The organism is Streptomyces sp. LUP47B (genome assembly GCF_001746295.1).
In the GTDB taxonomy this organism is placed as follows: domain Bacteria; phylum Actinomycetota; class Actinomycetes; order Streptomycetales; family Streptomycetaceae; genus Streptomyces.
The window spans coordinates 1-25225 of sequence record NZ_MJAH01000017.1 but is presented as its reverse complement, the minus strand read 5'-3'; the positions used below and the strand labels follow the sequence as shown (position 1 = coordinate 25225).

Annotated in this window: 23 protein-coding genes and 1 pseudogene; 10 read left to right on the top strand and 14 right to left on the bottom strand. The window is 72.6% G+C overall.

What is annotated here, in order from left to right; translation table 11 throughout:
- Positions 1 to 20: 20 nt before the first annotated feature.
- Positions 21 to 662 carry a hypothetical protein gene (locus BFN33_RS38845; RefSeq protein ID WP_069764916.1) on the bottom strand — a complete coding sequence of 214 codons (642 nt, stop codon included), beginning with the start codon at positions 660 to 662 and terminating at the stop codon, positions 21 to 23.
- A gap of 42 nt (positions 663 to 704) precedes the next feature.
- Between BFN33_RS38845 and BFN33_RS38840 the strand changes: the two genes are divergently transcribed.
- Positions 705 to 1376: a maleylpyruvate isomerase family mycothiol-dependent enzyme gene (locus BFN33_RS38840; RefSeq protein ID WP_069764915.1), complete on the top strand. Its 672-nt coding sequence runs from the start codon at positions 705 to 707 to the stop codon at positions 1374 to 1376.
- A gap of 89 nt (positions 1377 to 1465) precedes the next feature.
- On the top strand, positions 1466 to 2206 hold the full coding sequence (locus tag BFN33_RS38835; protein WP_069764914.1) for a copper homeostasis protein CutC: 741 nt from the start codon (positions 1466 to 1468) through the stop codon (positions 2204 to 2206).
- Between the two features lie 161 nt (positions 2207 to 2367).
- Here the strand turns inward: BFN33_RS38835 and BFN33_RS38830 are convergent, their stop codons facing one another.
- On the bottom strand, positions 2368 to 4338 hold the full coding sequence (locus BFN33_RS38830) for a UvrD-helicase domain-containing protein (protein ID WP_370743355.1): 1971 nt from the start codon (positions 4336 to 4338) through the stop codon (positions 2368 to 2370).
- Between the two features lie 421 nt (positions 4339 to 4759).
- On the opposite strand from BFN33_RS38830, the gene BFN33_RS38825 reads away from it, so the two are divergent.
- Positions 4760 to 4942, top strand: coding sequence for a hypothetical protein (locus tag BFN33_RS38825; protein WP_176742578.1), 183 nt, complete (start codon positions 4760 to 4762; stop codon positions 4940 to 4942).
- Positions 4943 to 4949: 7 nt separating this feature from the next.
- On the opposite strand, the gene BFN33_RS38820 is transcribed toward BFN33_RS38825, so the two are convergent.
- A complete protein-coding gene (locus tag BFN33_RS38820; protein ID WP_069765069.1) occupies positions 4950 to 6593 on the bottom strand; it encodes a DNA repair helicase XPB in 1644 nt (547 codons plus the stop codon).
- A 138-nt stretch (positions 6594 to 6731) separates the two neighbouring features.
- Here BFN33_RS38820 and BFN33_RS38815 point away from each other — a divergent pair, with 138 nt between their 5' ends.
- Positions 6732 to 7280, top strand: coding sequence for a hypothetical protein (locus BFN33_RS38815; RefSeq protein ID WP_069765068.1), 549 nt, complete (start codon positions 6732 to 6734; stop codon positions 7278 to 7280).
- A 3-nt stretch (positions 7281 to 7283) separates the two neighbouring features.
- Here BFN33_RS38815 and BFN33_RS38810 read toward each other — a convergent pair whose 3' ends face one another.
- Both BFN33_RS38810 and BFN33_RS38805 read right to left on the bottom strand, forming a co-directional pair.
- Positions 7284 to 8183, bottom strand: a complete 900-nt coding sequence (locus BFN33_RS38810) for a UTP--glucose-1-phosphate uridylyltransferase (protein WP_069764911.1) — start codon at positions 8181 to 8183, stop codon at positions 7284 to 7286.
- Positions 8184 to 8282: 99 nt separating this feature from the next.
- Positions 8283 to 10802: a helicase-associated domain-containing protein gene (locus BFN33_RS38805; protein ID WP_069764910.1), complete on the bottom strand. Its 2520-nt coding sequence runs from the start codon at positions 10800 to 10802 to the stop codon at positions 8283 to 8285.
- 133 nt (positions 10803 to 10935) lie between these two features.
- Between BFN33_RS38805 and BFN33_RS38800 the strand changes: the two genes are divergently transcribed.
- Together BFN33_RS38800 and BFN33_RS38795 are read left to right on the top strand one after the other, a co-directional pair.
- Positions 10936 to 11988 (top strand): hypothetical protein, encoded by a 1053-nt coding sequence (locus BFN33_RS38800; protein ID WP_069764909.1) that lies wholly within the window; start codon positions 10936 to 10938, stop codon positions 11986 to 11988.
- A gap of 52 nt (positions 11989 to 12040) precedes the next feature.
- Positions 12041 to 12685, top strand: coding sequence for an HAD family hydrolase (locus BFN33_RS38795; protein ID WP_069764908.1), 645 nt, complete (start codon positions 12041 to 12043; stop codon positions 12683 to 12685).
- Here BFN33_RS38795 and BFN33_RS38790 read toward each other — a convergent pair.
- Positions 12664 to 12912 carry a hypothetical protein gene (locus tag BFN33_RS38790; RefSeq protein WP_069764907.1) on the bottom strand — a complete coding sequence of 83 codons (249 nt, stop codon included), beginning with the start codon at positions 12910 to 12912 and terminating at the stop codon, positions 12664 to 12666. The genes BFN33_RS38795 and BFN33_RS38790 overlap by 22 nt on opposite strands.
- 164 nt (positions 12913 to 13076) lie before the next feature.
- Here BFN33_RS38790 and BFN33_RS55285 point away from each other — a divergent pair, with 164 nt between their 5' ends.
- Positions 13077 to 13460 carry a cold-shock protein gene (locus BFN33_RS55285; RefSeq protein WP_069764906.1) on the top strand — a complete coding sequence of 128 codons (384 nt, stop codon included), beginning with the start codon at positions 13077 to 13079 and terminating at the stop codon, positions 13458 to 13460.
- Positions 13460 to 13918, top strand: a complete 459-nt coding sequence (locus BFN33_RS38780; protein WP_069764905.1) for a hypothetical protein — start codon at positions 13460 to 13462, stop codon at positions 13916 to 13918. Before BFN33_RS55285 ends, BFN33_RS38780 begins: the two co-directional genes overlap by 1 nt.
- Here the strand turns inward: BFN33_RS38780 and BFN33_RS38775 are convergent.
- The 4 genes from BFN33_RS38775 to BFN33_RS38760 all read right to left on the bottom strand — a co-directional run bounded on the left by BFN33_RS38775 (position 13911) and on the right by BFN33_RS38760 (position 17418).
- Complete coding sequence (locus tag BFN33_RS38775) at positions 13911 to 14759, bottom strand: 1,4-dihydroxy-6-naphthoate synthase (RefSeq protein WP_069764904.1); 849 nt, start codon at positions 14757 to 14759, stop codon at positions 13911 to 13913. The two genes, BFN33_RS38780 and BFN33_RS38775, sit on opposite strands and share 8 nt — an antisense overlap.
- Positions 14749 to 15414, bottom strand: coding sequence for a futalosine hydrolase (locus BFN33_RS38770; RefSeq protein WP_069764903.1), 666 nt, complete (start codon positions 15412 to 15414; stop codon positions 14749 to 14751). The genes BFN33_RS38775 and BFN33_RS38770 overlap by 11 nt, the downstream gene beginning before the upstream one ends.
- A 19-nt stretch (positions 15415 to 15433) precedes the next feature.
- On the bottom strand, positions 15434 to 15937 hold the full coding sequence (locus tag BFN33_RS38765) for a hypothetical protein (protein WP_069764902.1): 504 nt from the start codon (positions 15935 to 15937) through the stop codon (positions 15434 to 15436).
- Between the two features lie 71 nt (positions 15938 to 16008).
- Positions 16009 to 17418, bottom strand: coding sequence for an MFS transporter (locus BFN33_RS38760; RefSeq protein ID WP_176742577.1), 1410 nt, complete (start codon positions 17416 to 17418; stop codon positions 16009 to 16011).
- A 314-nt stretch (positions 17419 to 17732) separates the two neighbouring features.
- On the opposite strand from BFN33_RS38760, the gene BFN33_RS38755 reads away from it, so the two are divergent.
- Positions 17733 to 18659 carry a DUF3027 domain-containing protein gene (locus tag BFN33_RS38755; RefSeq protein WP_069764900.1) on the top strand — a complete coding sequence of 309 codons (927 nt, stop codon included), beginning with the start codon at positions 17733 to 17735 and terminating at the stop codon, positions 18657 to 18659.
- 13 nt (positions 18660 to 18672) lie between these two features.
- Here BFN33_RS38755 and BFN33_RS51520 read toward each other — a convergent pair whose 3' ends face one another.
- Together BFN33_RS51520 and BFN33_RS51515 are read right to left on the bottom strand one after the other, a co-directional pair.
- Positions 18673 to 18846, bottom strand: a complete 174-nt coding sequence (locus BFN33_RS51520) for a hypothetical protein (protein ID WP_176742576.1) — start codon at positions 18844 to 18846, stop codon at positions 18673 to 18675.
- A gap of 45 nt (positions 18847 to 18891) precedes the next feature.
- Positions 18892 to 19217: pseudogene (locus BFN33_RS51515) on the bottom strand (RNA polymerase sigma factor); the annotation flags it as partial.
- Between the two features lie 172 nt (positions 19218 to 19389).
- On the opposite strand from BFN33_RS51515, the gene BFN33_RS38745 reads away from it, so the two are divergent.
- Complete coding sequence (locus tag BFN33_RS38745; protein ID WP_069765067.1) at positions 19390 to 22506, top strand: sacsin N-terminal ATP-binding-like domain-containing protein; 3117 nt, start codon at positions 19390 to 19392, stop codon at positions 22504 to 22506.
- Between the two features lie 41 nt (positions 22507 to 22547).
- Here the strand turns inward: BFN33_RS38745 and BFN33_RS38740 are convergent, their stop codons facing one another.
- Both BFN33_RS38740 and BFN33_RS38735 read right to left on the bottom strand, forming a co-directional pair.
- A complete protein-coding gene (locus tag BFN33_RS38740) occupies positions 22548 to 22784 on the bottom strand; it encodes a hypothetical protein (RefSeq protein ID WP_069764899.1) in 237 nt (78 codons plus the stop codon).
- Positions 22781 to 25225: colicin E3/pyocin S6 family cytotoxin (locus tag BFN33_RS38735; protein ID WP_069764898.1), on the bottom strand; the 2445-nt coding region annotated here is incomplete at its 5' end. The genes BFN33_RS38735 and BFN33_RS38740, both read right to left, overlap by 4 nt.

Sequence of the window (25225 nt, the reverse complement as noted above, 5' to 3'; positions counted from 1 at the left end):
AGGCTAAGGTGCCGGGCGACTCAGAGCGACAGCATTTCCAGCTCCGAGGTGAGGTTGTAACGGGCCGTGGCCTCCCACTCCCGTTCCCCGTACGGCGTCCTGAACAGCCGCGGCAGATCCAGCAGTTGGCGCAGGATCGCGGACCGGCCCTCGCGGAAGGCGTCGGTCGGGACGAAGCCGTACTCCTCGCGGACGGCGGCCGTGTAGGCGGCGTAGGCGGAGGGCGGGGCGGCGAGGATCGCGAGGTCGGCGTCGCAGAGGACCTGGCCGTTGCGGTCGGCGTCGGCGGGGTCGTGGGCGGTGGTGAGGCGGACGAGGCGGGCGACCTCGGCCGTGCCTTCCTGGGTGAGTCCGGCTTCGGGGAGGGCGCGTTCGGCCAGCCGGGCGGAGCGTTCCTCATTCTCCGAGCGGTCCGGGAGGTAGACGGCGTCGTGGAACCAGGCCGCGAGACGCACCAGGTGCGGGTCGTCCGCGTACTCCTCCAGCACGTCGACGTGGTCCAGGACCGCCGTCAGATGGTGGACGGTGTGGTACCGCCGCTGCGGCTCCTGCCAGCGGACGAGCAGGTTGTCGGCGTACGGCGCCGGGTCGGGGCCGGCCCCGGGACGGGCGCTCTCCAGGGCACGGGTGAAACGGTCGCGAAGGTCGTCGAGATCGGCCATGGCCTCATTGTCCCGCGCGGTGGTGCCTGGCAGGTTGGCCCCATGACTGCTGACGCCCTTCATGACCGTGACCCCGAGCTCCCCGGCCGTCTCCTGACGACCGAACGCGATGCCCTGATCCCCTTCCTGCGCTCCCGCCCGGACGGCGACTTCGCGCTGCCGACGCGGGCGTGTCCGGGGTGGAGCGTGCGCGATGTGCTGGCGCACTGTTCGTCCGCGCTGACGCGGGTGGTGGAGGGCCGGTTCGAGAAGGGGGTCTTCTCGCCCGCGTCGAACGACCGGGACATCGCCGAGCGCGCCGACTGGCCGAACCGGCAGGTCGTGGACGAGCTGGAGCGCGGGATGACGGAGGCGGGGCCGGTGATCGCGGGGGCGGGCGGGGTGCTGGACATCCTCGCGTTGGGAGAGTGGGTGCATGCGGGGGACGTACGGGACGTCCTCGGGGAGCCGGGGGCGTACGCGGGCGCCGGTCTTCTGGACGCCCTGGCCCTGCTGACCCGCACGACCCGGGAACGCGGCCACCTCCCGCTCCACGCCGACGTCGACGACCTGGACGAGCCGCTCCGCTTGGGCGATGTGGCCGGTGACCGTACTCCGGCGCGGTACATCGGGGACGCGGCGACCCTCGTACGGCTGTACTCGGGGCGTCCGGTGGAGGGGCGGGCGTACGAGCTCGCGGGGGCGGAGGCCAAGGAGTTGAACATCTTCGGCTGAGACGCGCCGGTGAGGGGGGCTCCGTCGCGGCGTATTCTGGAATTGGACTAGACCTGTAGCCGCCCGAGATCGTCGACGAATGGGGTCCCATGAGCAAGCGAGCAGTCCTGGAGGTGATCGCCCTTGACGCCGAGGACGCGATCGCCGCCCAGGCCGGAGGCGCGGACCGGCTGGAACTGGTGACCGACATGGCGGCGGACGGTCTGACGCCGACGGTCTCGACGGTCGCCGCGGTCCGGGCCGCCGTGGACATCTCGCTGCGGGTGATGCTGCGGCTGTCGGACGGGTTCGGGGCCGGGGACGTCTCGCGGGTGGTCCGGGCGGCACGGGAGGTGCGGGGCGCCGGGGCCGAAGAGTTCGTGCTGGGCTTCCTGGACGCGGACGGCGAGGTCGATCTGGCCGCCGTGGAGCAGGTCGCCGAGGCGCTGGACGGGTGCCGCTGGACGTTCCACCGGGCGATCGACCACGCCGCCGACCGGGACGCGCTGCGCAAGCAGCTGGCCGATCTGCCGGGGCTGGACACCTACCTCACGGCGGGCTCGGCGGCGGGCGTCGACGAGGGGCTGCCGGTGCTCCTCGCGGAGGCGTCGAGGGCGGGGGAGCCGGGGTACGAACAGCAGCTTCTGGTGGGTGGCGGTCTACGACTTGACCATGTGCCGAGGCTGCGGGCGGCGGGAATCGACGCGTTCCACATCGGTGGGGCGGCGAGGCCGGGGGGCTGGCAGGCACCGGTTTCGGTGGATGCGGTGCGGCAGTGGCGGCGCGTCCTGGACGTGTGCGACCAGCCCCCCTCACCTGCGCTCGGCTGGCGACAGGACGTGGCGTCCTAGTCGGCGAGGTGCGGGGGGCGGGGATCGACGGGTTCCACATCGGTGGGGCGGCGAGGCCGGGGGGTTGGCAGGGACCGGTTTCGGTGGATGCGGTGCGGCAGTGGCGGCGAGTTCTGGACGTGTGCGACCAGCCCCCCACGCCTGCACTCGGCGGTGGTGTCCTAGTCGGCGAGGTGCGGCGGCAGCGGTGCCGCGTGCGTCACGATCAGGCCCGACACCGCTCGGGTCAGTGCCACGTACAGGCGCCGCAGGCCCGTGCGTTCGTCCGGTTCGCCGTCCACCACCGCCTGCGGCTCGTCCAGGACGACGTAGTCGTACTCGAGGCCCTTGGCCAGGGACGCCGGGACCAGGGTCAGCCGGGTCTCGGCCGTCGTCTCCTCACCGGGGGCCAGGTGGCCGATACCGGCCGCGGTCAGCGCCTCCGCCAGCTCCGGGACACGAGCGTCGGCGGCGATCAGGCCGGTCGAGCCCTCGTTGCGCAGCAACTCCTCGCACGCGGCCACTACTTGATCCGCGGTCTCCACCGGGCGGACATCGAAGAAACCCGGGTTCTCCCGGACCGACGCGACCGGGGTCAGGCCCGGCGCGATGTGCGGGAGGAGGCGGGACGCGTAGGTGATGACGTCCGTCGGTACGCGGAAACCCGCCGTCAACTCCTCGATCAGACCGTCGGATTTGCCCAGGTGGGCCAGCGCCTCGTCCCAACTCCGCGTCGCCCAGGGTGTGGTGCCCTGCGCGAGGTCGCCCAGGACGGTCGCCGAACCGGTGGAGCAGCGGCGGCCGACCGCGCGGTACTGCATGGGGGACAGGTCCTGCGCCTCGTCGAGGACCACATGCCCGAGGGAGTGCGTGCGCTCCACGATGTCCGTCGCCTCGTCGATCAGCACCGCGTCCGCGGCGGACCACTTGGCCGACTTCACCGACCGGACCGGCTTCGCCCACAGAATCGTCTTCAGCTCGTCCTCGTCGAGGATCCCCTCCGCGTGTGCGGCCAGGAAGTCCGCGTCCGTCAGCAGCCGGAGCACCAGCTTCGCCGGATCAACCGGCGGCCAGATCGCCTTGACCGCCGCCTTGACCGCCGCGTTGCGGGCCACCGCGTCCTGCACCCGGTCGTCCGGCGCCTCCCCGGACCGCTCCATCTGCACCAGCACGGCGTGCGCGATGCGCTGCGGGAGCGCCTCGCGGGCGGCGCCGTAACGGATGCCCCGGTCGAGCAACTCCCGGACGATCTCCTCGATCTCGTACGCCGGTACCCGCCACCTGCGCGACCCGCGGACGACCATCACCGGCTCGGTGGGCATGGTCACATGCGCGTACACGGCCCGCTTGAGCACCTCCGCCATCCTCGCGTCGCCCTTGAGGACGGCGGCGGCCGCGTCATCGGTCCCGTGCACCTCGAGGCCCGCCGCCACCAGGTCGTCGACGGTCGCCTGCTTCACCGTCAACTCGCCCAGCGCGGGCAGCACTTGCTCGATGTAGTGCAGGAAGGACCGGTTCGGTCCGATGACGAGGGTGCCGGTGCGGGCGAGCCGCTCGCGATGGGCGTAGAGGAGGTAGGCGACCCGGTGCAGGCCGACGGCGGTCTTCCCGGTGCCGGGGCCTCCCTGGACGCAGACCGTGCCGCCGAGCCCGGACCGTACGATCTCGTCCTGCTCGGGCTGGATGGTCGCGACGATGTCGCGCATCGGGCCGACGCGCGGGCGCTCGATCTCCTGCTGGAGCAGCTTGCTGGTGGTCGCGGCCTCGGCGGGGTCGGAGAGGTGTTCGTCCTCGTAGGCGGTGATGTCGCCGCGGGTGTACCCGAAACGGCGGCGCAGCCCGACGTCCATCGGGTCCTTCTTGGACGCCCGGTAGAACGGCTGCGAGACCGGCGCACGCCAGTCGATCACCATCGGGTCGCCGTCGTGGTCGTGGACGTGCCGGCGGCCGATGTAGAAGCGCTCGCCGTCCGCGCCTTCGGCCCGGTCGGCGCCGGGGGAGTGCAGGTAGTCGAGGCGGCCGAAGAAGAGGGGGGTGTCGCTGAGGTCGGCCAGCGACTTGATGCGCTCGCCGATCTGGCGGGCCAGGACCTCGGCGTTGACCCAGTTGGCGGTGACGTCCTTGATGTCCAGCGACTCGGCGTCCTCCCGCATGGCGCGCAGTGCGGCACGGGAGCCGGCGAGGTGGGAGCGTTCGCGGGCGAGGGGGTCGTCGGCTACGGGCACGGGCGTGGGCGGCCTGGACAAGGGGGTGCCTCCGAAGGTGCTGCGGGCTGGGCGGCTGCAGTGTGCCGACCGGTTTCCGTCCGGTCGGCGGCGCTCCGGGAGGGAGGCGGGCAAGAGCGGAGAGCTTAGAGCAGGCCCCCGGCGGGACGCCAACCGTTTTTCCGTCCTCCGGCCGTCCCCAGGGCCGTCCCCCGGCCGTCCCCCGGCCGTCCTCGAGCCGTCCGTCCCCTAGGGGGTCACCCCTCCACCGGCTAGGGGAGGCTCCACCCCTGGGCTGTACTCAGGTAGCACAGCAAGTGGCTACCTGGGACCGATGCCCTGCTTATGCCTCGAAAGCCACTATGGAGACATGAGCGCAGCGACCTTCACCCCAGCCCCCGGTCGCCCGTCCGGGGCGACCCCCCTCTCCGATCACCACAACACCCACCGCCTGGGCAACGCCCTCCGGGCGATCCGCGTCCTCGCCGGCGCCGCCTTCGACGTCGTCATACTCGGCGAGTACGGCGAGGAGGCCGGCGTCCGCCGCAGGTAGCCGCCGGTCAGCTCTCCGCGAGCAACTCGTCCGCGTCCACGATCCGGTAGGCGTACCCCTGCTCCGCGAGGAACCGCTGGCGGTGGGCGGCGAAGTCCTGGTCGATCGTGTCCCGGGCGACGACGGAGTAGAAGTGCGCCTGGTGACCGTCCGCCTTCGGGCGCAGTACCCGCCCCAGCCGCTGCGCCTCCTCCTGCCGTGATCCGAACGTCCCCGAGACCTGGATGGCGACCGTCGCCTCCGGCAGGTCGATGGAGAAGTTCGCGACCTTCGACACCACCAGCACGCTGATCTCGCCCTGCCGGAACGCCTCGAAGAGCTTCTCGCGCTGGGCGTTGGAGGTCTCGCCCTTGATGACGGGAGCGTTCAGATGCTCGCCGAGTTCGTCGAGCTGGTCGATGTACTGGCCGATCACCAAAATCTGCTGACCCGCGAACCGTCGTACCAGAGCCTCCGTGACCTTCCGCTTCGTCGCGGTCGTGGCACAGAAGCGGTACTTCTCCTCCTGCTCGGCGGTGGCGTAGGCGAGCCGCTCGGAGTCGGTGAGGTTCACCCGGACCTCGACACAGTCGGCCGGCGCGATGTACCCCTGCGCCTCGATCTCCTTCCACGGCGCGTCGAACCGCTTGGGCCCGATGAGCGAGAAGACGTCCGACTCCCGCCCGTCCTCGCGCACGAGGGTCGCGGTCAGCCCGAGTCTGCGCCGGGCCTGGAGGTCGGCGGTGAACTTGAAGACGGGCGCCGGCAGCAGGTGCACCTCGTCGTAGACGATGAGCCCCCAGTCCCGGGAGTCGAAGAGCTCCAGGTGCGGGTAGACGCCCTTCCGCCGGGTCGTCAGCACCTGGTAGGTGGCGATGGTGACGGGCCGGATCTCCTTGCGCGTCCCGCTGTACTCGCCGATCTCGTCCTCGGTCAGGGAGGTCCGCTTCACCAGCTCGTGCTTCCACTGCCGGGCCGAGACGGTGTTGGTGACGAGGATCAGCGTGGTCGACTTGGCCTGCGCCATGGACCCGGCGCCGACGAGGGTCTTCCCCGCACCGCAGGGAAGCACCACGACCCCGCTCCCGCCGTGCCAGAAGTTCTCCACGGCCTGCTTCTGGTAGGGCCTGAGCGCCCATCCGTCCTCGGCCAGCTCGATCGGGTGCGCCTCGCCGTCGACGTACCCCGCGAGGTCCTCGGCGGGCCAGCCCAGCTTCAGCAGCGTCTGCTTGATCTGCCCGCGCTCGGAGGGGTGCACGGCCACGGTGTCCGGGTCGAGCCGCGCCCCCACCAGCGGGATGATCCGCTTCGAGCGCAGGATCTCCTCCAGCACCGGCCGGTCGGTGGTGGTGAGCACCAACCCGTGCGTGGGGTGCTTGCTCAGGGTGAGCCGTCCGTACCGGTCCATCGTCTCGGCGACGTCGACGAGCAGGGCGTGCGGCACCGGATACCGGCTGTACTGCACCAGCGCGTCGACCACCTGCTCGGCGTCGTGCCCGGCGGCCCGCGCGTTCCACAGCCCCAGTGGCGTGACCCGGTAGGTGTGGATGTGCTCGGGCGCCCGCTCCAGTTCCGCGAACGGCGCGATGGCCCGACGGCACGCGTCGGCCTGCTCGTGATCGACCTCGAGCAGCAGTGTCTTGTCGGACTGGACGATGAGAGGACCGTTCACGTACATGCATCCTTCCGCACGGGCCAAACGTCCAGTGTGCCTCACCCAGGGACGATCAGGGGAGCTCGGCGGCGTGCAACCCCGGCCCCCGCTCGTGTGTCTTTCCTGACGGGAGCGGGGCGGGGAGGGCGTATGGGGATGTCTGCGGGCAGATGGGTGGTCGGCGGGGGAGCCGTCGTGGTGCTGGTGGCGACGGGTGCCTACGTGATGTGGCCGGGGGCCGAGGTCGACACGCGGCTGTGGGGCGAGGTCCGGCCGGTGATCGAGGCCGGCCTCACGTCCGAGGCGCGGGGCAGCGGTTACGGCGAGACGTTGCCCGCCCTCAAGGCACGCTGGTTCTGCCGGGCGGAGGCGCTCGGTCTCCAGGAGCAAGGGGCCGCCGTGCGGGCGGACGTCACCACGCTGTGCGTGGAGTACGGCGTGCACGACGACACCCTGGTGGAGTGCAGCGCCGGGCAGGTCCCGCAGGTGGTGCGGCTGGAGCGGGACGACGCGGCCGCGGGCGGCTACCGGATCGTGTCCCGGGAGGAGGCCCCCGACGGCGCCGGGAACGCCCGATGGACGAGGGACCACTTCGGGATCGTCGGTGCCTCGCTCGCGCAGGACTCGATGTCCTCCGGCGCCCTGGAGGCCGCGGCCCGCACCCACTTCGGCCTGCCCGCGGGCGCCGCCGTCGTGGACTGCTGACCGTCAGGGCCGGTCCTCGGTGAGCTCGGCCAGCCGGCGCAGATGGGGGCCGTACTCCGGGTCGGCGAGTGCGTGGGCGAACTGGGCGGTGAGGTAGGCCAGCGGATTGCCGGTGTCGTACCAGCGACCCTGGATGACCTGGCCGTAGACGGCCTTGCTGCTCGCGTAGGCGTTGATGGCGTCCGTCAGGTAGATCTCGCCCGTCCGGTGCTCGTACCAGCGCTCCGTCTGGCGGCGCAGCTCCTCGATGATGCCGGGGGTGATGACATAGCCGCCGATGGCCGCGTAGGCGGAGGGCGCGTCCTGCGGCTTCGGCTTCTCGACCAGGCCGGTGATGCGCAGCAGCCCGTCGCCGAGGTCCTCCTTGACCCGGGGCACGCCGTAGCGCTGCGAGTCGGCCGGGTCCATCGGCAGCAGGGCGAGGACCGGGCAGCTGGTCGCCTCGTAGGCGCGGATCAGCTGCTGGGCGCGCGGGACGTCGGCCACGAAGACGTCGTCCGGCCACAGGACCAGGACCGGCTCGTCGCCGATGTTGCGCGCGGCGTTGAGGACGGGAGTGCCGTTGCCGTACGGGCCGTGCTGGTCGAGGTAGGTGATGTGCCCGAGCCGGGAGAGCTCGCCGACCTCCTCCACGGCGTCCGCGTAGGCCGTCTTGCCGTCCGTCCGCAGCTGCGCGACGAGGGTCGGATTGGGGCGGAAGTGGTCCTGGATCAGGCCCTTGCCGCCGGAGACGACGATGGTGATGTCGGTGATGCCGGACGCCACCAGTTCCCGCACGGTGTGCTCGATGACCGGCTTGTCGCCGACCGGCAGCATCTCCTTGGGGATCGCCTTCGTCAGGGGCAGGAGGCGGGATCCCAGCCCCGCCGCGGGGATGACCGCCCTGCGGATCGTCGTTGCCATGAAAGCCCCTTCGCCGAAGACACCGGATGCGCGAACACGCGGTCCTGTCCAAGAGAGCGTTTCCCCTCCGCCCGGTCTCGGAAGCGCCGGTTTCGAGCCCTACGCCTCGTCCGCCAGCTCCGCCACCCCGGTCACCCGGTGCAGCGGATACGTGCGGACCTCGTCCGCGGTGTGGTCGTAGGCCGTCACGAAGCCGCCCTCGACGCGGACGGGGGCGATGAGGCGTTGGCTGGCGGCGCCCTCGGCGTTGACGTAACCGATCCACAGGGCCTCGCCGGTCAGGACGGCGGCCTGCATGGTGGCGAGGGTCTCGGCGGAGTTGGTGCGGGGGAGCTCGCCGGTGCCGGGCAGGGGCTGGTCGGTCTGTCTGCGCGGGGTCGTCGAGGCCAGGTCACCGGCCCGGATCGCCCGGATCGCGGCCGACAGGAGCGTCGCGTCGGGGACCGGGGGGCCGTCCGGGACGGGTTCGGGGGCCGTGCGGGGCGGGGTGCGGTGGGCGTGGGCGCGGGTGATCAGGACGTCGCCCTCCGCGGACTCGGCGGCCGGGGCGAAGCCCATCGCGCGCAGGCCGTCCAGCAGTGCCGCCGGGTCGGCCTGCGCGGCCAGCACGGTCGGGGCCAGACGGCGCAGGCGCAGGCCCGCGGCGCGCTTGTCGGCGAGGATCTCGTTGAGGACGGCGTCGTCGTCGCAGCGCACGTAGGCGGAGGCCGCGCCGATCCTGAGGTGGCCGTGCCTGCGCGCCACGTCGTCGATGAGGTACGTCAGCGGCTGCGGCACCGGCGTCCGCGCGTGCGCGGCGAGGAAGGCGTGCAGGTCGGAGGCGGACTGGCCGGCGTCCAGAGCACGGCGTACCGAGCCGGGGGTGAAGCGGTAGACCGTCGCCCCGCCCTTCGACTCCACGTCGGCCAGCACGTCGAGCACCTCGGCCAACGACCGCTGCAACGGACCGGGGGCCACCGCGGTCAGGTCGGCCTGCAGCAGGACGTGGTCCAGCGGCTCGGGCAGCAGCGGCGCGAGCAGCCGGGCGGCCGTGGCGGACGCGGTGGCCTGCTCGGCGGGGGAGAGGGGTTCCGCGACGGTGGGGCGATGGTGCACGGGCAGCTTGTCGCCGGGGCCCTGCGGCACCTGGTCCGGCGTCTTCCTGGTCGCGCCGAGCAACGCCCGCCCGTGCCCCGACAGCGCCCCGCGTCCCGTCACTCCCAGCAGCTCCGCCTCCGCCAGCGTCCACTCGGCGAGCCGTGACCGCAGGTCGTCCTCGCGCTGCGGTCCCCGCAGCGGACGTTCCCAGCGCAGCCGGGCCAGCACCGACTCCTTCGACGGCGACGCGCCTTCCGGGAGCCCCGCCAGCAGCGTCAGCACCCGGTGCCGTACCTCTGGCGCCGCGCTGCGGTCGAGTCCCGGGCCCAGCGTCGACAGCGCGCGTTCCTTCGCGTCCCGGCCGCCCACCAGGCCGGACACCCGTGTCGCCGCCAGCCACGCCTCGGCCAGGCGGGCCCAGCGCTGTGCCGCGGGCTGCTCCAGCCATTCGTCGTGGGCCGGGGTCGCCGCGTACCGTTCGTCCGCCTCGCCGTCGGAGGCGAGCAGGCCCGCCGCGTACGCCAGCTCGACCCAGAACGCGGCGACCGGTTCCGCCACGTCCAGGGCGACGGCCGTGCGCTTGAGGTCGCGGACGCTGAGGCCGCCCGCCCGCAGCACCGCGGGCCCGCCCTCGTCCCAGTCCTTCAGCAGCTCCTCGACGGTCGCGAGCGCGGTGTACGCCTGCCCGGCCGCCGTCGCGTCCACAACCTGTGGACTGTGTGTCGCCGCGGGCTCCACGGCCGGCGGCAGCGGCTCCACCGCGCGGTGCGCACGGCCGCCACGCAGATGCAGGGCCACCTCCCGCGGCAGGACGACCGTCCCGGGCGCCGTCGGCACCAGCAGCCCCAGGTCCAGCAGGCGCCGCAGATGGGCCGCCGGATCGGCGGTGACCTGGCCGTACGGCGGGCCCCACACCAGCCTGGTGAGCACCTCCCGCGACTCCTCCGGGAGCCCGGCGAGCAGCGCGGACATCCGCTTGCGGTCCTTGAACAGGGCCGTCAGCGACGCCACCGCCGACACCGCGTCATGGGTCGAGCCGAGCCCCGTCGCCGTCACGATGTCCTGGATGCGGCCCGGCGACATCCCCGCCGTGGCCTCCTGCACGGTCGGCCCGAGCCCGGTGGGCGACGGATGCTGCGGCGAGGGCGCGAGCAACTCACGGGCGGTGCGCACCAGCCGCAGCCGGTCGTCGTCCCCCCACACCAGCGCCTGTTCCCGCAGGGTCGCAAGGGCGCGGGGCAGCGCCGCCGAGACGGCCGGGTCGCCGCCGTCACCGGTCAGCAGCGCCCGCAGTTCCTCGTACGGCGCCGGGTCCGCGGCCACGGCCAGCGCCTCCGCCGTCTGCAGCGCGAAACGGTCCAGCCGCTCCAGCGCCCGCACCACCGACGCCCGCGTCCCGGCCCGGGTCGCGAGCTGGGTCAGGTCCGTGGGAACGGGCGTGATGAGGTCGGGGCGGGCACGCAGAAGCGCGGCCAGGGAGGCGTCGTCCCTGGCCCGGAGCGCTTCCGCGAGGGAGCGCGGCGGTACGGCCGGGTTGCTCATCCGACCAACGGTAGCGGGTTGCCTCCGGCGGCAGGACCGAGCAGGTGCGGTCGGCGGGGGTGCGCGTCCCCGGGGGCGGTGCGCTAGTTTCGTCCCACAGGGGAGCCAACGCACCAACCCCGGAGGGGACTTCGTGGGTATCGAGAGCGACCAGGTCGTCTACGAGTATCTGAGCCGCGTCGGAGACGTCGCGCAGCAGCGCCAGTTGCCGTCGTCCACCCGGATGAGACTCGTCTCGGAGCTGCGCAACGAGATCGACCGGCGGCGCGCCAAGGTCACCGTGGACTCGCCCGCCGCCGTCCGCCGGATCATCGCCAGGCTGGGCAGCCCCGACGAGGTGGTCACCGCCGCCGGAGGCACGGCGGGCAGTGCCCCGCAGACGCCGGTCGTCTCCATGCCCGTACAGCGGGACCGGGAGACCGAGGAGACCGAGCGGCCCAAGGGCCTGCGCAAGGTCGTCCCCCGGCCGCGCCCCGGGACCCCGCCGCAGCCCGCCCCGGCCGCCGACCGCGACACGTCCCAGGGGCCCCATCTGGCCGGCCTGGACGAGCTCGGCGACAGCGCGGCGCAGCCCGACTGGTGGCGGGTGGACAGCAGTCCCTTCGGTGTCGGCGACAGCGTGCCGGGTTTCGTGGGCGGAGTGGAGATCCCGGAGCTGCTGAGGCCCCCGCCGCCCAAGGAGGAGAAGAAACCCGAGCCCCCGCCGGCCGTGGAGCAGGTGACGCAGGCGCCGGTGGTGCGGACCCGTACGGCCTGGTGGAGGCCGAAGAAGGTCACCGCGGAACCGGTCGTCGAGGCCGCCCCCGTCCGCCGGCGCCCCTTCTCCCGGGCCGTGGGCTCCGGAGGCGGAGGCTGGAGCAACCCCCTCCTCCTGCTCGCCGCCGCCCTGCTCGCCGCCGGTGCCGTGCTCGGCAACCTGCTCGTCCTGGTCGTCGGCTGGCTCATCGCCTGGGCCTCGCGCCGGCTGACCGACACCGAGACCAAATGGGCCGTCGTGTTCCTGCCCGGCCTCTCGCTCACCGCGGGGCTCGTCTGGCTGTGGGGCAGGAACGAGGGCCGCTGGGGCGAGCCCATCGCCCAGGGCCACATGAACGACGCGATCGCCGAGACCTGGCCCTGGGTGGTGCGGGGCGCGGCCGTGGCGTCGGCGCTGTTCCTGGTGTGGCGCTCGCAGCGGCAGCGGTAGGCCCCGGAAATCCGGTGTCTGCGCGCCCCGCCGCCCGGGCACAATGGCCCATATGGCCTCTACAAGCATCACCGCCCCGACCGTCGGCTTCGACCTCGACATGACGCTCATCGACTCCCGCCCCGGCATCCACGCCTGCTGGGTGGAGCTGTCGGAGCGGACGGGGACGTACGTCGACGCCGACCTGGTGGTCACGCGGCTCGGGCCTCCGCTGGAGGAGGAGATGGCGTACTGGTTCCCGGCGGACCGCATCCCGGCGATGTCGGGCCTGTACCGCGAGCTCTACCCGTCGTACGCCATCACCGGCACCTTGGCGATGCCCGGCGCCCGCGAGGCCATAGGCGCCGTACAGGCGGCCGGCGGGCGGGCGATCGTCGTGACGGCCAAGTGGGAGCCCAACGCCAAGCTGCACATGGAGCACCTGGGCCTGGAGCCGGACGCGGTGATCGGCAACCTGTGGGCCGAGCAGAAGGGCGTGGCGCTGCGCGAGCACGGCGCGCAGGTGTACGTCGGCGACCACACCGGCGACGTGCGCGGGGCGCGGATCGCCGAGGCGCTCTCCGTCGCGGTGCCCACCGGCCCGTGCACCGCCGAGGAACTGAGCGAGGCCGGAGCCGATGTCGTCCTCGCGGACCTCACCGAGTTCCCGGGGTGGTTTTCGGACTACCGTCCGGGCTATCTGCCGGCCCGCGCCTGACGCCTTCCCGCCGCGACCGATTGCAGTACGCCCGCACCGGCGACCACGAACCCGACGGCCATGAGCATGCTCAATCCGAACATGTACGTCGGAAAAGGCGTCGTTCCGAGCAGGAACGGGGCCACGGTGACCAGAGTGGCCACCGCACCGATGAAGAAGACGATGGCTCCGGCACGGATCAGTCGGTCACCGGGAGCGGCGGAATTCGGTTGGGTTTTGTCACGCACCGGACCAGGGTAGTTCCCTGCGCGAAGGAACAACCGGGCGACGTCTTGTCACCGGCCTGAAGACCATTAGCCTTGGTACCGGCGGGTCCCGACGACCCGCCCAAGTGCTATCAAGAGCCGTTTCCGCAAGCAGTTTTCCGACGAGTACGAGGACGAGGACAGACATGCCCACCGGCAAGGTCAAATGGTTCAACGGTGAGAAGGGTTTCGGCTTTCTCTCCCGCGACGACGGCGGTGACGTCTTCGTCCATTCCTCGGTCCTCCCTGCCGGAGTCGAGACGCTGAAGCCCGGACAGCGGGTGGAGTTCGGAGTGGTCGCCGGGCAGCGCGGTGACCAGGCCCTTTCGGTGGCCATCCTCGACCCGACCCCCTCCGTCGCGGCGGCGACCCGCAAGAAGCCGGACGAACTGGCCTCCATCGTCCAGGACCTGACGACCCTTCTGGAGAACATCACACCGATGCTGGAGCGCGGCCGCTACCCCGACAAGGCGGCGGGCAGCAAGATCGCCGGTCTCCTGCGAGCGGTCGCCGACCAACTCGACGTGTAATGAGCGAGACACGGGCCGAGGCGCCGTCCCCACAGCTGCTGGAGCGCATCCGGCGGCAGCGGCGCCACACCCTGGAACTGCTCACGGTCTGCGCCGTGGGCCTCGTCCCGTGGACGATCCTGCTGGCGTTCACGCTGCCCAGCGGCTACACGGTCCGCCAGTGGCGCACCACGTGGGTGGGCTTCGACGTGCTGCTCCTGCTGGCGATGGCCGCCACGGCCCTGCTCGGCTGGCGCCGCCACCGCGGGGTCGTGGTGGCGGCCGTGTCGACGGGTGCCCTGCTGGTCTGCGACGCGTGGTTCGACGTGTCGCTGGCCCTGGGCAGCCCGGATGTCTGGTGGTCGGCGGCATTGGCGGTGTGCGTGGAACTGCCGCTCGCCGGCTTCCTGATCCACCGGGTGCTGGGAATGCTGAAACTGGCTCAATGGCCGAGCGCCCCGCAGGGACGCATCAGATGAACGACAACGCGTCCGGCCCCAAAGCGGGCACAAGACCTTCCGCGGCCGCCCGGGTCAGCAGCCCTCGAATCGCCGCATATCCGTCTTCCCCGAGGTCCGCGGTGAACTCGTTGACGTACAAACCAATGTGCTGATCGGCGACGGCGGGATCCATCTCCTGCGCGTGTTCCATGACATAAGGCCGGGAAATCTCGGGCTCGTCCCAAGCGGCCCGCACGGACGTACGGATGGACTCCGCGAGCGACTTCAGCCTTCCGGCACCGAGGGCGCGCTTGGCGATGATCGCGCCCAACGGAATCGGCAGCCCCGTCGTCGACTCCCAGTGCTCGCCCATGTCCGCGAGCTTGTGCAGTCCGTAGTTCTGATACGTGAAGCGCGCCTCGTGAATGACGAGCCCCGCGTCCACCCGACCGTCCCGCACGGCCGGCATGATCTCGTGGAACGGCATCACGACGATCTCCCCGACCCCGCCCTCGACGACGTCCGCCGCCCACAGCCGGAACAGCAGATACGCCGTCGACCTCTCGGACGGCACGGCGACGGTACGGCCGGCCAGGTCCACGTCCGCCTCCCGCGTCAGCACCAGCGGCCCGCACCCCCGCCCCAGCGCACCCCCGCAGGGCAGCAGCACGTACTCGTCCAGGACGTACGGCAGCACGGCGTACGACACCTTCAGCACATCGAACTCACCGCGCTCCGCCATCCCGTTGGTGATGTCGATGTCGGCGAAGGTCACGTCCAGCGAAGGCGCCCCCGGCACCCGGCCGTGGGCCAGCGCGTCGAAGACGAACGTGTCGTTGGGGCAGGGGGAGTACGCGATCTGCAGCGGCTCAGTCGTCATGGTGTTTCCAACCCTCCAGTACGGGCGTCAGCTTCCCGAACCCCTCGGTCAGGGCCGCGAGCGCGTCGCCGATCCGCCAGGCGGCCCGGTCGCGCGGACCGACCGGGTTGGAGACGGCGCGGATCTCCAGCACGGGCACCCCGTGCGCCCCGGCCGCCTCGGCGACCCCGAAGCCCTCCATGGCCTCGGCGAGGGCGGTGGGATGGCGTTCTCTCAGCGCGGTCGCGCGGGCGGCCGTACCGGTCACCGTGGAGACGGTGAGCACGGCTCCGGCCCGGCCGCCGGTCGCGGCCACGGCGGCCCGTACGAGTGTTTCGGGCGGACGGTGGGTGACGACCCCGAACCCCAGCTCGGTCACCGGCACGAACCCCTCGGCGGTCTCCGCCCCGAGGTCGGCCGCGGTGATCTCGTCGGCGACGACGAGCGACCCGAGTGGCGCGTGCGGCAGGAACCCGCCGGCGATCCCGGCGGAGACGACGAGGCCGTAGGGAGCACCCTCCACGCCGGCCATGGTGAGCGCGGTGGCGGTGCGGGCGGCGGCGAGAGCGGGCCCGACCCCCACGGCGACGACGTCGACGGACGATGCCGTGCCCTCGAACGCGCGCGCCACCGCGTCCCGTTCGACCGGGACGGCGGTGGCCACGAGGATGCGCATCAGCTACGGCTCCGACGGATCAGTAGTCGGAGTTCTCCAGCTTGAAGTTCCACACGCCCTTGTAGTCCTTGCTCTGGCCCGAGGTCGTCTTGTCCTGCTCGACGATGCTGATGTACAGGGTCTTCTGCGGGGCCTGGCCCTGCTGCTGGGCGAAGAGGTCGACGCCGTCGAAGGCGTAGTACGACTTCTTGTAGACGTAGGTCATCTGCTGGCCGTTGATCCACAGGGCCCAGCCGGTGTCCGCGATCTTCTGGTCGACGCCGACGCGCAGGGTCTCGCTCTGCTTGACCTTGATCGTCTTGGCGTCGCCCTTCTTGAGGGCGCACTTGGCGGCCTTGGCCTGGCCGAGGTCGTTGCCGTCGTCGTAGCAGACGGCCTCGGAGCTCACCGAGGTCGAACCGACCGTGACGGTGACGCGCGGCGTCGGCTTGTCGCAGGCCGACAGGACGAGCAGTCCGGCGGAAACGAGGCCGGCGGCGGCGACTGCACGGCGGCGTCGCACATCGGATTGCAGCGTGGTCATGACGGAAGGCTATCTGGCACGTCCTACGGTCCCCTTATGCGGGGTACGGCGTGCCGTGCGCCGGCGGCGGGTTACGCCACTCGCGCCTTGGGCGCGCTGCCGTGCCGGGCCGAGCTGAGCAGCCCCTTCGCGGTGGCCAGCCAGCCCGCGGCGACGACCGCGGCGGCCACCGACAGGCCCAGATAGCCGTTGAGCGGCATCACGATGCCGACCGCGCCGCCGAACACCCAGGACACCTGGAGCAGCGTCTCGGAGCGGGCGAACGCCGAGGTGCGGACGAGTTCGGGCACGTCCCGCTGGATCAGCGCGTCCAGGGACAGCTTCGACAGGGCCTGTGAGAATCCGGCGACCGCCGTCAGACACGCCACCAGGAACGCCCCGAAGAAGATCGCCGCCGTGATCGCCGCGCCCAGCACGAACGCCACGACCGTCACGATGATGATCTCCGGCGCCCTGGAGTGCAGCCAGGCGCCGACCGCCGTACCGAGCGCGTTGCCCGCGCCCGCCGACACGGCCACCAGGCCCAGGGAGACCGCCGCGCTCTCGCCGGTCAGCGGATGCTCGCGCAGCAGGAAGGCGAGGAAGAAGGTGAGGAAGCCGGAGAGCCAGCGCAGGGCGGCGTTCGCGCCGAGGGCGTGGGTGACGGCGGTGCCGACCGTGCGCAGCCCCGGCCGTTTGGCGGCCTTGCGATGTGGTCCGTGCAGATGTTCCTCGTCGGCGGCGAGCAGCGCCACGTCCTCGCCCTTGGCCGAGTCGACCTTCGGCGGCAGGGAGAAGGACAGGAACGTACCCGCGACGAAGATCACGAAGGCGCCGTACAGCGGCCAGCGCGGTCCGACGGCCTGGAGCCCGGCGCCGATGGGGGCCGCGATACCGGTGGCGAGGAGGCCGCCGAGGGTGACGCGGGAGTTGGCCTTGACGAGGGAGAAGCGGGGCGGGAGCAGACGGGGCACGACCGCGCTTCTGACGACGCCGTACGCCTTGGAGGCCACCAGTACGCCCAGAGCCGCCGGATACAGCTCCAGGCTGCCCGTGGCGACCGCCCCGGCGATGATGAGCGCGAGCATCGCCCGGGCGAACATCGCGCCCGCCATGGCGGCGCGGCGGCCGTGCGGGAGACGGTCCAGGAGCGGGCCGATCACGGGCGCGAGGACCGTGAAGGGCGCCATGGTGATGGCGAGGTACAGGGCGACGCGCCCACGGGCCTCGTCGGTCGGCACGGAGAAGAACACCGTCGAGGCGAGCGCGACGGTGATCATCACGTCCCCCGCGCCGTTGACGGCGTGCAGTTCGATCAGCTTGCCGAGGCCGGACTCGCCCGCCCCGTGCGCATGGGTCGCCTTGCGGATCCCCCGGGCCGTACCGGTGAACGGGAAGTGCAGGGCACGACCGACGGCACGGACGGGCCCTGTCATCTGGGTAATCCGTCCCGAACCGCCACCGACTCCGGTGGCTCCCTGGGGTGTCCTCGCGGCTGCCACCCCGTCATAGTGCCCCGAGAAAGCTGTGAGTAGTGCGGTTACCGCGCGTATGAACGCATATGAAGCGCCACCCGAGGCAACGGATCATCACGTCGGTGTAGGCCGAGCGGCGGTGAGCAGGTAGCGTGCGTAGCGCGCCGTGGCGAACGTTCTCGGCCGCGCGCCTCTCTGACATCCCGCAGAATGGATAGGAGCAGGTGCGCCCGAGCGCGATCGGGCGCGGACGTCGACGCGGTCCTCCGGTCCGCTCCGTCCGCATCCGCCGCCTTCAGGCCGGCGCACCCGAGTGACGGCGTAGGAGAGAAGCGATACCTGTGAGCGCAGCGACAACGCGAAGCCGCACCCCCGACCGCCTGTGTGCCGAGGCCGTCGACCTCGCCCGCTCCGCCGCCGAGGAGGCCGCCGCGCCCGGTGTGGTGGGCGAGCACTCGGGTCTGGTCTCCGAGGGCGATCGTGTCGTCACGCACTTCTTCGAGTGCAAGGAGCTCGGCTACCGGGGCTGGCGCTGGGCCGTCACCGTGGCGCGCGCCTCCCGCGCGAAGCTGGTGACGCTGGACGAGGTCGTGCTGCTCCCCGGCCCCGACGCGCTGCTGGCGCCGGAGTGGGTGCCGTGGAGCGAACGCCTGCGCCCCGGCGACATGGGCCCCGGCGATCTGCTCCCCACCGACGCCGAGGACCTCCGCCTGGAGCCCGGCTACACCGGCGAGGACGAGCCGCTGCCGAGCGCGCCCGTCTCCGAGGAGATGGCCGAGCTGGTCGAGGCGGAGGACGCGGAGCTCACGGCGGGCACCCCCTCGAACCTCCCGGTGGCCCCGACCCGCGGCTCGATCGCCGCGGTCGCCGAGGAACTGGGCATGCGCCGGGCCCGGGTCCTGTCCCGCTACGGCCTCCATGTCGCCGCCGACCGCTGGGAGGAGTCCTTCGGCGCGAAGACGCCGATGGCCCAGGCGGCCCCGGCGCCCTGCGTCAGCTGCGGCTTCCTGGTCCCGCTGGGTGGTTCGCTGGGCCAGGCCTTCGGACTGTGCGCCAACGAGTTCGCCCCGGCGGACGGCCGCGTGGTCTCCCTGTCCTACGGCTGCGGAGGCCACTCGGAGGCGGCGGTCATGCCGAAGCCCCCGCAGCCGTCGCCGCCGGTGATCGACGAGACCCGGGTGGACCCGTTCCCGCTGCGCCCGGCACCGGACTCGGGATCGGTGCCGGTGCTGGCGGACGAGGATGCGGCGGAGCTGGGTCACTCGTAGGACGGGCGCCCGCTCAGGGGCGCCGCAGCACCCGGTCCACCACCCCCTGGGCGGTCACGTGCTGCCACTGGTCGTACGACTTCCCCCCGGCCGTGACCCGCTCACGCGTCCCGAGGTACTGGTACGACTTCGCGTCGAAGAGCAGCACCCGTCGCCCGGACGCCCACGGAGTACCGGCCGGGCCCACGTACCGGACAGCGACGGCCGTGCGCCCGTCGACGTCCGTGCGGCCCGCCCGGGGCGGCCGGCCGAGTGTCCTCAGCCGCCGGGCTCGGCGCGTCGGTGGCGGCCGATGAGGTTGGTCGCGATGCCGAACAGCCAGGGGTGGGCGTCGGCCACCTCCGTGCGGTACCGGAAGCGCTGCTAGAAGGCGGTGGTGAAGGTCTCCGCCATCACGTTCTTCGCCGCTTCCGCACCCAGTCGGCGCGCGGCGTAACGGTGCACGGAGTCGGCATGGCGGTCGAAGAGCGCGGCGAACGCCTCGGGCTCCTCCCAGGACCGTTCGATCACCGAGGCGTCGCCGTCCTGCCCCACCCTGACGCCTGGTTCGACGGTCATCGGGGGCTCCTTCCGTCGCTGTGGCGCTGTGAGGCTCGGGCTTGCACCCGTACTTCGCCGCCCGCGGCAATCCGGTTCCCATGAGGACGAGGTGTGAGGGCCACAGGGGCGGAGTTGCCGTACCCCCTCCGCGCGGTACCTTCATCGTCACGCCGACGAGGAGAGTGTGAACGTGAGCAAGTTCGTGCGGCCCGCCGCCGAGGGTGCCGACCCGTTCGGGACCGCCCGGCTCAGGCGAGGGGTGCTGGACGCCTGGGCCACCAGTCCCGCCCGGTTCCGCGAGGACGCCAACGCCGAGGAGGACCTCGTCCTCGGCGGGTACCGGGACCGACTCGTCGTCGAGCTCGCGCAGAACGCCGCCGACGCTGCGGCCAGGGCGGGCGTGCCGGGACGGCTCCGGCTCACCCTCCGCGAGGGCGTCCTGTTCGCCGCCAACACCGGCGCCCCGCTGGACGCGGCCGGTGTCGAGTCCCTCTCCACCCTGCGTGCCTCCGCCAAGCGCGACAGCCAGGACGGCTCGATCGGCCGCTTCGGCGTCGGCTTCGCCGCCGTGCTCGCCGTCACCGACGAGCCCGCCGTCGTCGGCCGGCACGGCGGGGTCCGCTGGTCCCTCGCCGAGGCCCGCGAACACGCCGCCGACACGGCACGGCACAGTCCCGGGCTCGGCGACGAGATCCGCCGCCGCGACGGCCATGTCCCGCTGCTGCGGCTCCCGTTCGCCGCCGAGGGCACCGCGCCCGACCCCTACGACACCGTCGTCATCCTCCCGCTGCGCGACACCGCCGCCGCCGACCTCGCCGAGCGCCTCCTGAACACCGTCGACGACGCTCTCCTCCTCGCCCTCCCCGGGCTCGAGGAGGTCGTGATCGAGACGGACACGACCCGCACGATCAGCCGCCGCACCGAGGGCACCCTCGTCGTCGTGGAGGACTCGCGGGACGGTACGACCCGGTGGCGTACGGCGTCCGCGCACGGGCCGCTCACTCCCGAACTCCTCGTCGGCCGGCCCGTCGAGGAGCGGCTGCGGCCGCACTGGTCGCTCACCTGGGCGGTGCCCGCCGACACCGACGGCACCCCGGCCCGCCCCCGCACCAGCCCCGTCGTGCACGCCCCGACCCCCAGCGACGAGCCGCTCGGTGTCCCCGCGCTGCTCATCGCGTCCTTCCCGCTGGATCCCACCCGCCGGCACGCGGCACCCGGACCGCTCACCGACTTCCTCGTGCAGCGCGCGGCGGACGTGTACGCCGAACTCCTCGCCGGCTGGCGGCCGGTGAGCGAAGGGATCATCGCTCTGGTGCCCGGCCCGCTGGGGAAGGGCGAGCTGGACGGGGCGCTGCGGCAGGCGATTCTCGATCGCCTCCCGCGCACGGCGTTTCTCCCACCCGCACTCGAGCCCGGCGACGACTCGGAGCTGCCGGAGGTCCTGCGCCCGCGTGAGGCCGAGGTCGTCGAGGGCGCCGGCGCCGACACCGTGCGGGTGCTCGCCGAAGTCCTGCCGACCCTGCTGCCCGCAGGACTCGAACGGCGGGTGGAGCTGCGGACGCTGGGCGTTGCCCGCGTCCCGCTGACCGACGCCGTCGACCGGCTCGCTGGGCTCGAGAAGGAGCCGGAGTGGTGGCAGCGGCTCTACGACAGCCTCGCGGGCGTCGACCCCGACCGGCTCTCCGGCCTTCCCGTGCCGCTCGCCGACGGCCGGACCACCATCGGGCCCCGGCAGGTGCTGCTGCCCACCTCGGACGGGCCCCGGATCGACCCCGAGATCCTCGCCCGGCTCGGCCTCAAGGTCGCCCACCCGGCCGCCGCCCACCCGCTCCTCGAGAAGCTGGGCGCGCTGCCCGCGACCTCGCGCGCGGTGCTCACCACGCCCCAGGTACGGGCCGCCGTGGCCGCCTCCCTGGACGACGACGGGGGGATGAGCTGGGAGGAGGACACCCCGGACGCCGAGGAGCTGGCCGACACCGTCCTCGCGCTCGTCCGGGACGCGGGACTCGAGCCCGGCGACGAGCCGTGGCTGGGCGCGCTGGCCCTGCCGGACGAGGAGGGTGAACTGGTCCCCGCCGGTGAACTCGTCCTGCCCGGCAGCCCGTTCGCCCAGGTCATGCGCGAGGACGTACTCGCCTACGTGGACGGTGATCTGGCCGGCAAGTGGGGCGAGCAGCCCTTGGCCGCCTGTGGAGTGCTCGCCAACTTCGCCCTGGTCCGGGCCACGGACGTGGTGTTGGACCCGGACGAACTGGAGCCCCGCGAGGGTGACTTCGCGGAGCCGGACGACGCCGGTCTCCTCGACGCCGTGGACGTGTGGTGCGAGGACATCCTCGACCGCTTCCCGGACACGCCGGTGCCGCCGGTCGCCACCGAACTGGTCGCCGTACGCGATCTCGACCTGGTCGACGAGGACAAGTGGCCCGAAGCGCTGGCCCTGCTGGCCCGGCCGCCCCTGCGGGACGCGATCACCCAGCAGGTCCGCGTCCTCCTGCCGGACGGCACCCATGAGGTCGTACGGCCCTACACCGCCTGGTGGTTGCGCGGGAACCCGGTGCTCGACGGCCGCCGCCCCGCCGGTCTGCTGGCGGCCGGGGGAGACCCCCTTCTGCGCGGCCTGTACGACGAGGCGGACGCGACCGGGTTCGACGACGAGCAGGTGCTGCGGGCGCTGGGCGTGCGGACGTCGGTGGCCGCGCTGCTGGAGGAGCCGGGCGGGGCGGCGGAGCTCCTTGACCGCCTCGCCGACCCCGACCGACCGGTGACCGGGTCCCAACTGCACGCTCTCTACACTGCGTTGGCCGACCTGGACCCCGAACAGGTCACCCTGCCCGACGAGCTGCGGGCGGTGACCGACGGCCGGGTCGAGGTCGTGGACGCCGCCGACGCGGTGGTCGTCGACTCACCGGACCTGCTCCCCTACACCGAGGGCGTCCCCCTGCTGCCGGTCCGCCCGTCCCGGGCCGCCGAGCTGGCCGAACTCTTCCAGGTCCGCCGCCTCAGCGAGTCCGTCACCGGTTCCATCGACTCCGAGGGCACCGAGCACGACGTACCGGAGCCGGTACGGGTGCTGCTGGGCGCCCGTACCCCGTCCACCTACGTCGAGCACGACGAACTCGTCGTCGACGGCGTGGAGATCGACTGGCGCCTCACCAGCGACGGCACCCTGCACGCCTCCACCCTGGAGGGCGTGGCCGCGGGCCTGGCCTGGGCGGCGGGCCAGTGGCCACGGCGCTTCGAGGTGGCGGCCCTCCTGGAGGACCCGACCCGCACGGAGGAACTGGCGAGGGACCGCTGGTTCGACTGAGCCACGGGGGCCGTCCTGGCGGACGGCCCCTGCTCGTTCTGTCAGTCCGCCTCGGTCTCCAGGAAGTACTCGTACTTCTCGAGGTCGAGCGCGATGCCGGTCAGGTCCTGAACACGCTCGGCGTGTTCCGGCGTCAGCGGATACACGTCGGCCAGCAGCTCCGGCGCCATCCCGAGGAGTTCTCCCCAGGCTTCAGCGCCGACCGCGGTGACGTCGGTGGACGAGAGCGGCTGGTCGCCGTCCTTGGGATAGCAGGTGACAAGGAAGTACACGGTCACGGCGTCACCTTCCGGGTCGGATCGGCGGGCTTGGTCTGGGCTCCAGTATTGGGGTCGAACTCCCCGAGGTGCTTGCCGCGCTTGTTGTACTTCTCGACCGCGCCGTGCTGGGAGTCCCACTCGTAGATCTCCCCCGACTTGTTGTCCTTCCAGCGCTTGCGGATACCGCCGCCGCCCTGCACAGGCGTCTTACCTTTGGCGAGCGTTGCTTTGGGAAACCCCGGAAGCCCGCCCCTCGGTGCCTGAATCGGACCCGTCTGCGCCTTCTGTACGGCGTTGCTCTTGCTCTGTGCCTCGCGCAGTGCCTGGCCCAGGCCGTCGTTGAAGCGGCCGATGCCGTCCGCGGCGGTGAACCCACCCCCGACGGCCAGGGTCGTGCTCGCCGCGATCGCCGGAGCACCGGCGAGGCAACCGATGCCCGTGATGCACAGCGCACCGCCGGCGATGTCGCCGGACGCGCCGACGCCCATCATCAGAACGCCGGTGCCCGTCTCGGCGAGTCCGGCCCAGACGTCCGGGTCGGTCAGGATGGCCTCGCCGTAGATGAGGACGGTGTCCGCCTTGTCCTCCAGCCAGTCCGGGATCCAGCCGTCGTCCTCCTCCTGAGGGCCCTCCGGGTCCGGAGCGTTGCGCCAGGCCTCCTCCGTCTTACGGAACTCGGCCTCCTCCTCGAGCTGCTTCGAGACCGCGGTCTGGAAGGCCTCCAGCATGGCCTTGCCGGCCGCCGCGGAGTCCTTGCCCGCGGCCGTCGCCGACGCCCGTGCCTCCTGGGCCGCGCCCCACGCCTCGTCGGCGGAGCCCTGCGCCCAGTTCGCGGAGAGCTGCGCCTCGGCGGCCGAGGAGACGGCCCGTGCCGCCGCCGCGTGGGCGTCGGCCTCCGCGGCACGCGCGGTGCGGGCCGAGGCCGCAGCCTTCGCCGCTGAGGTCTCCGCCTCCTGGGCGGACTTGAGGGCGTCGTCGGCGTACCCCTTGGCGGCCTTCGCCGAGTCGTCCGCCTGCTTGGCGTACTCCTTGGCCTTGTCCGCCGCCTTGCGGGCCGTGGCGGCGACCTTGCCCGCCTCCGCCGCGTTCTTCTGCGCGGTGGCGGCCACCGAGTCGGCCTCGGAGATCATCTGCTGCAGCAGGGCGACATGGCTCGCGGCGAGCTGGTCCTTGCGCTGCGCCTGGTACTGGCCACGCTGGATGAAGGCGTGGAGCTGCGGTGCGGGGCCCTCCAGCGCGATCCGTGCGGCCGCCTTGACCTCGGCGCCTCCGGTGTCGATGAGCTGCGCCGCGCGCACCCGCTCGTCCTCGGTGCGGGCCGTGTACTGACCGTCGATGACGAAGGTGCGGTACTTGTCCACGGAGCCGGAGCTCAGCGCCGAGCGTCCCGCGCTCTGGACACTGGGGCCACCCTTGGAGATCTCCTTCGATACGTAGACGCGCAGGTCGTCGGCCATCGCCTCGTACTGACCGCTCTCCAGGAAGGAGCCGACCTTGGTCGTGCCGCCGTCCAGGGCCTGCTCGGCCCCGCTGCGGACAGCGGGCGCCGGCGACTCCAGGGCCAGCGTCTCCACCCGCGACCGTGCGTCGTCCTGCGCGGCCTCGACCCGGCCGGAACGCAGGTACGACAGCACGTCGGCGGTGTCACCGGAGAGCGCCTCACCGGCTGCCGTACGGCTCCAGGGACCACGGGTCTTCAAGGTGCGCAACGCCAGGTCACGGCCCTCGTCGGCCAGCATCCGCTGATCCGCGTCCGGTGCGGAGGCCGCCATGCTGAGTTGCCGGGCGTCCGCCTCCAGGTCGGCGGAGGCCTGGACCCCCCGGTCCTCGGCCGCCTGGCGCTGCTCTTCCTGCACCTTGAGCTGCCGGGCTCGCGCCACGGCCTCGTTGGTACGGGCGGTCAGTTCCTCCGCCTCGATCTGACGGGCCAGCGTGAACACCGACTTGGCCTTGGCCACGGCCGAGCTGGCGAGGTCCGCAGCCTCCTTGGCGGCCGCCGCGTGGGCGGTCGCCTCGGTCGCCGCCTTTCCGGCCTCCACCGCGTGGTCGGCCGCATCGTTGGCCGCCTTGGCAGCGTTCTCCGCGTGGGTGGCGGCCGAGTTGGCCGCGTCGCGGGCCTCGTTCGCGGCGACGGCGGCCTTGCGAGCCAGGCTCTCGGCGGCGTTCGCAGCACGCGTGGCTTCCGCTGCCTGGGCACGTGCCGCAGCGGCGGCGGCACTGGCCTCGGCGGAACTCGCCCCGGCCTGGTCGGCGTAGTGGCTGGCGTCGGTCGCGGCGCTCGCGGCGGCGTCGGCGTTGGCTCCGGCGCTGGTCGCGGCCCTCGCCGCATCCCCGGCCGCGGTCGCGGCGATACCGGCCTGGTTGGCCGCGTCCGCCGCAAGCCGGGCGCCCTTGGCCGCGGCATTGGCCTCGTCGGCGGCCTTGCGGGCCGCGCTCGCCTTGCTGTGGTCCGCGGCCGC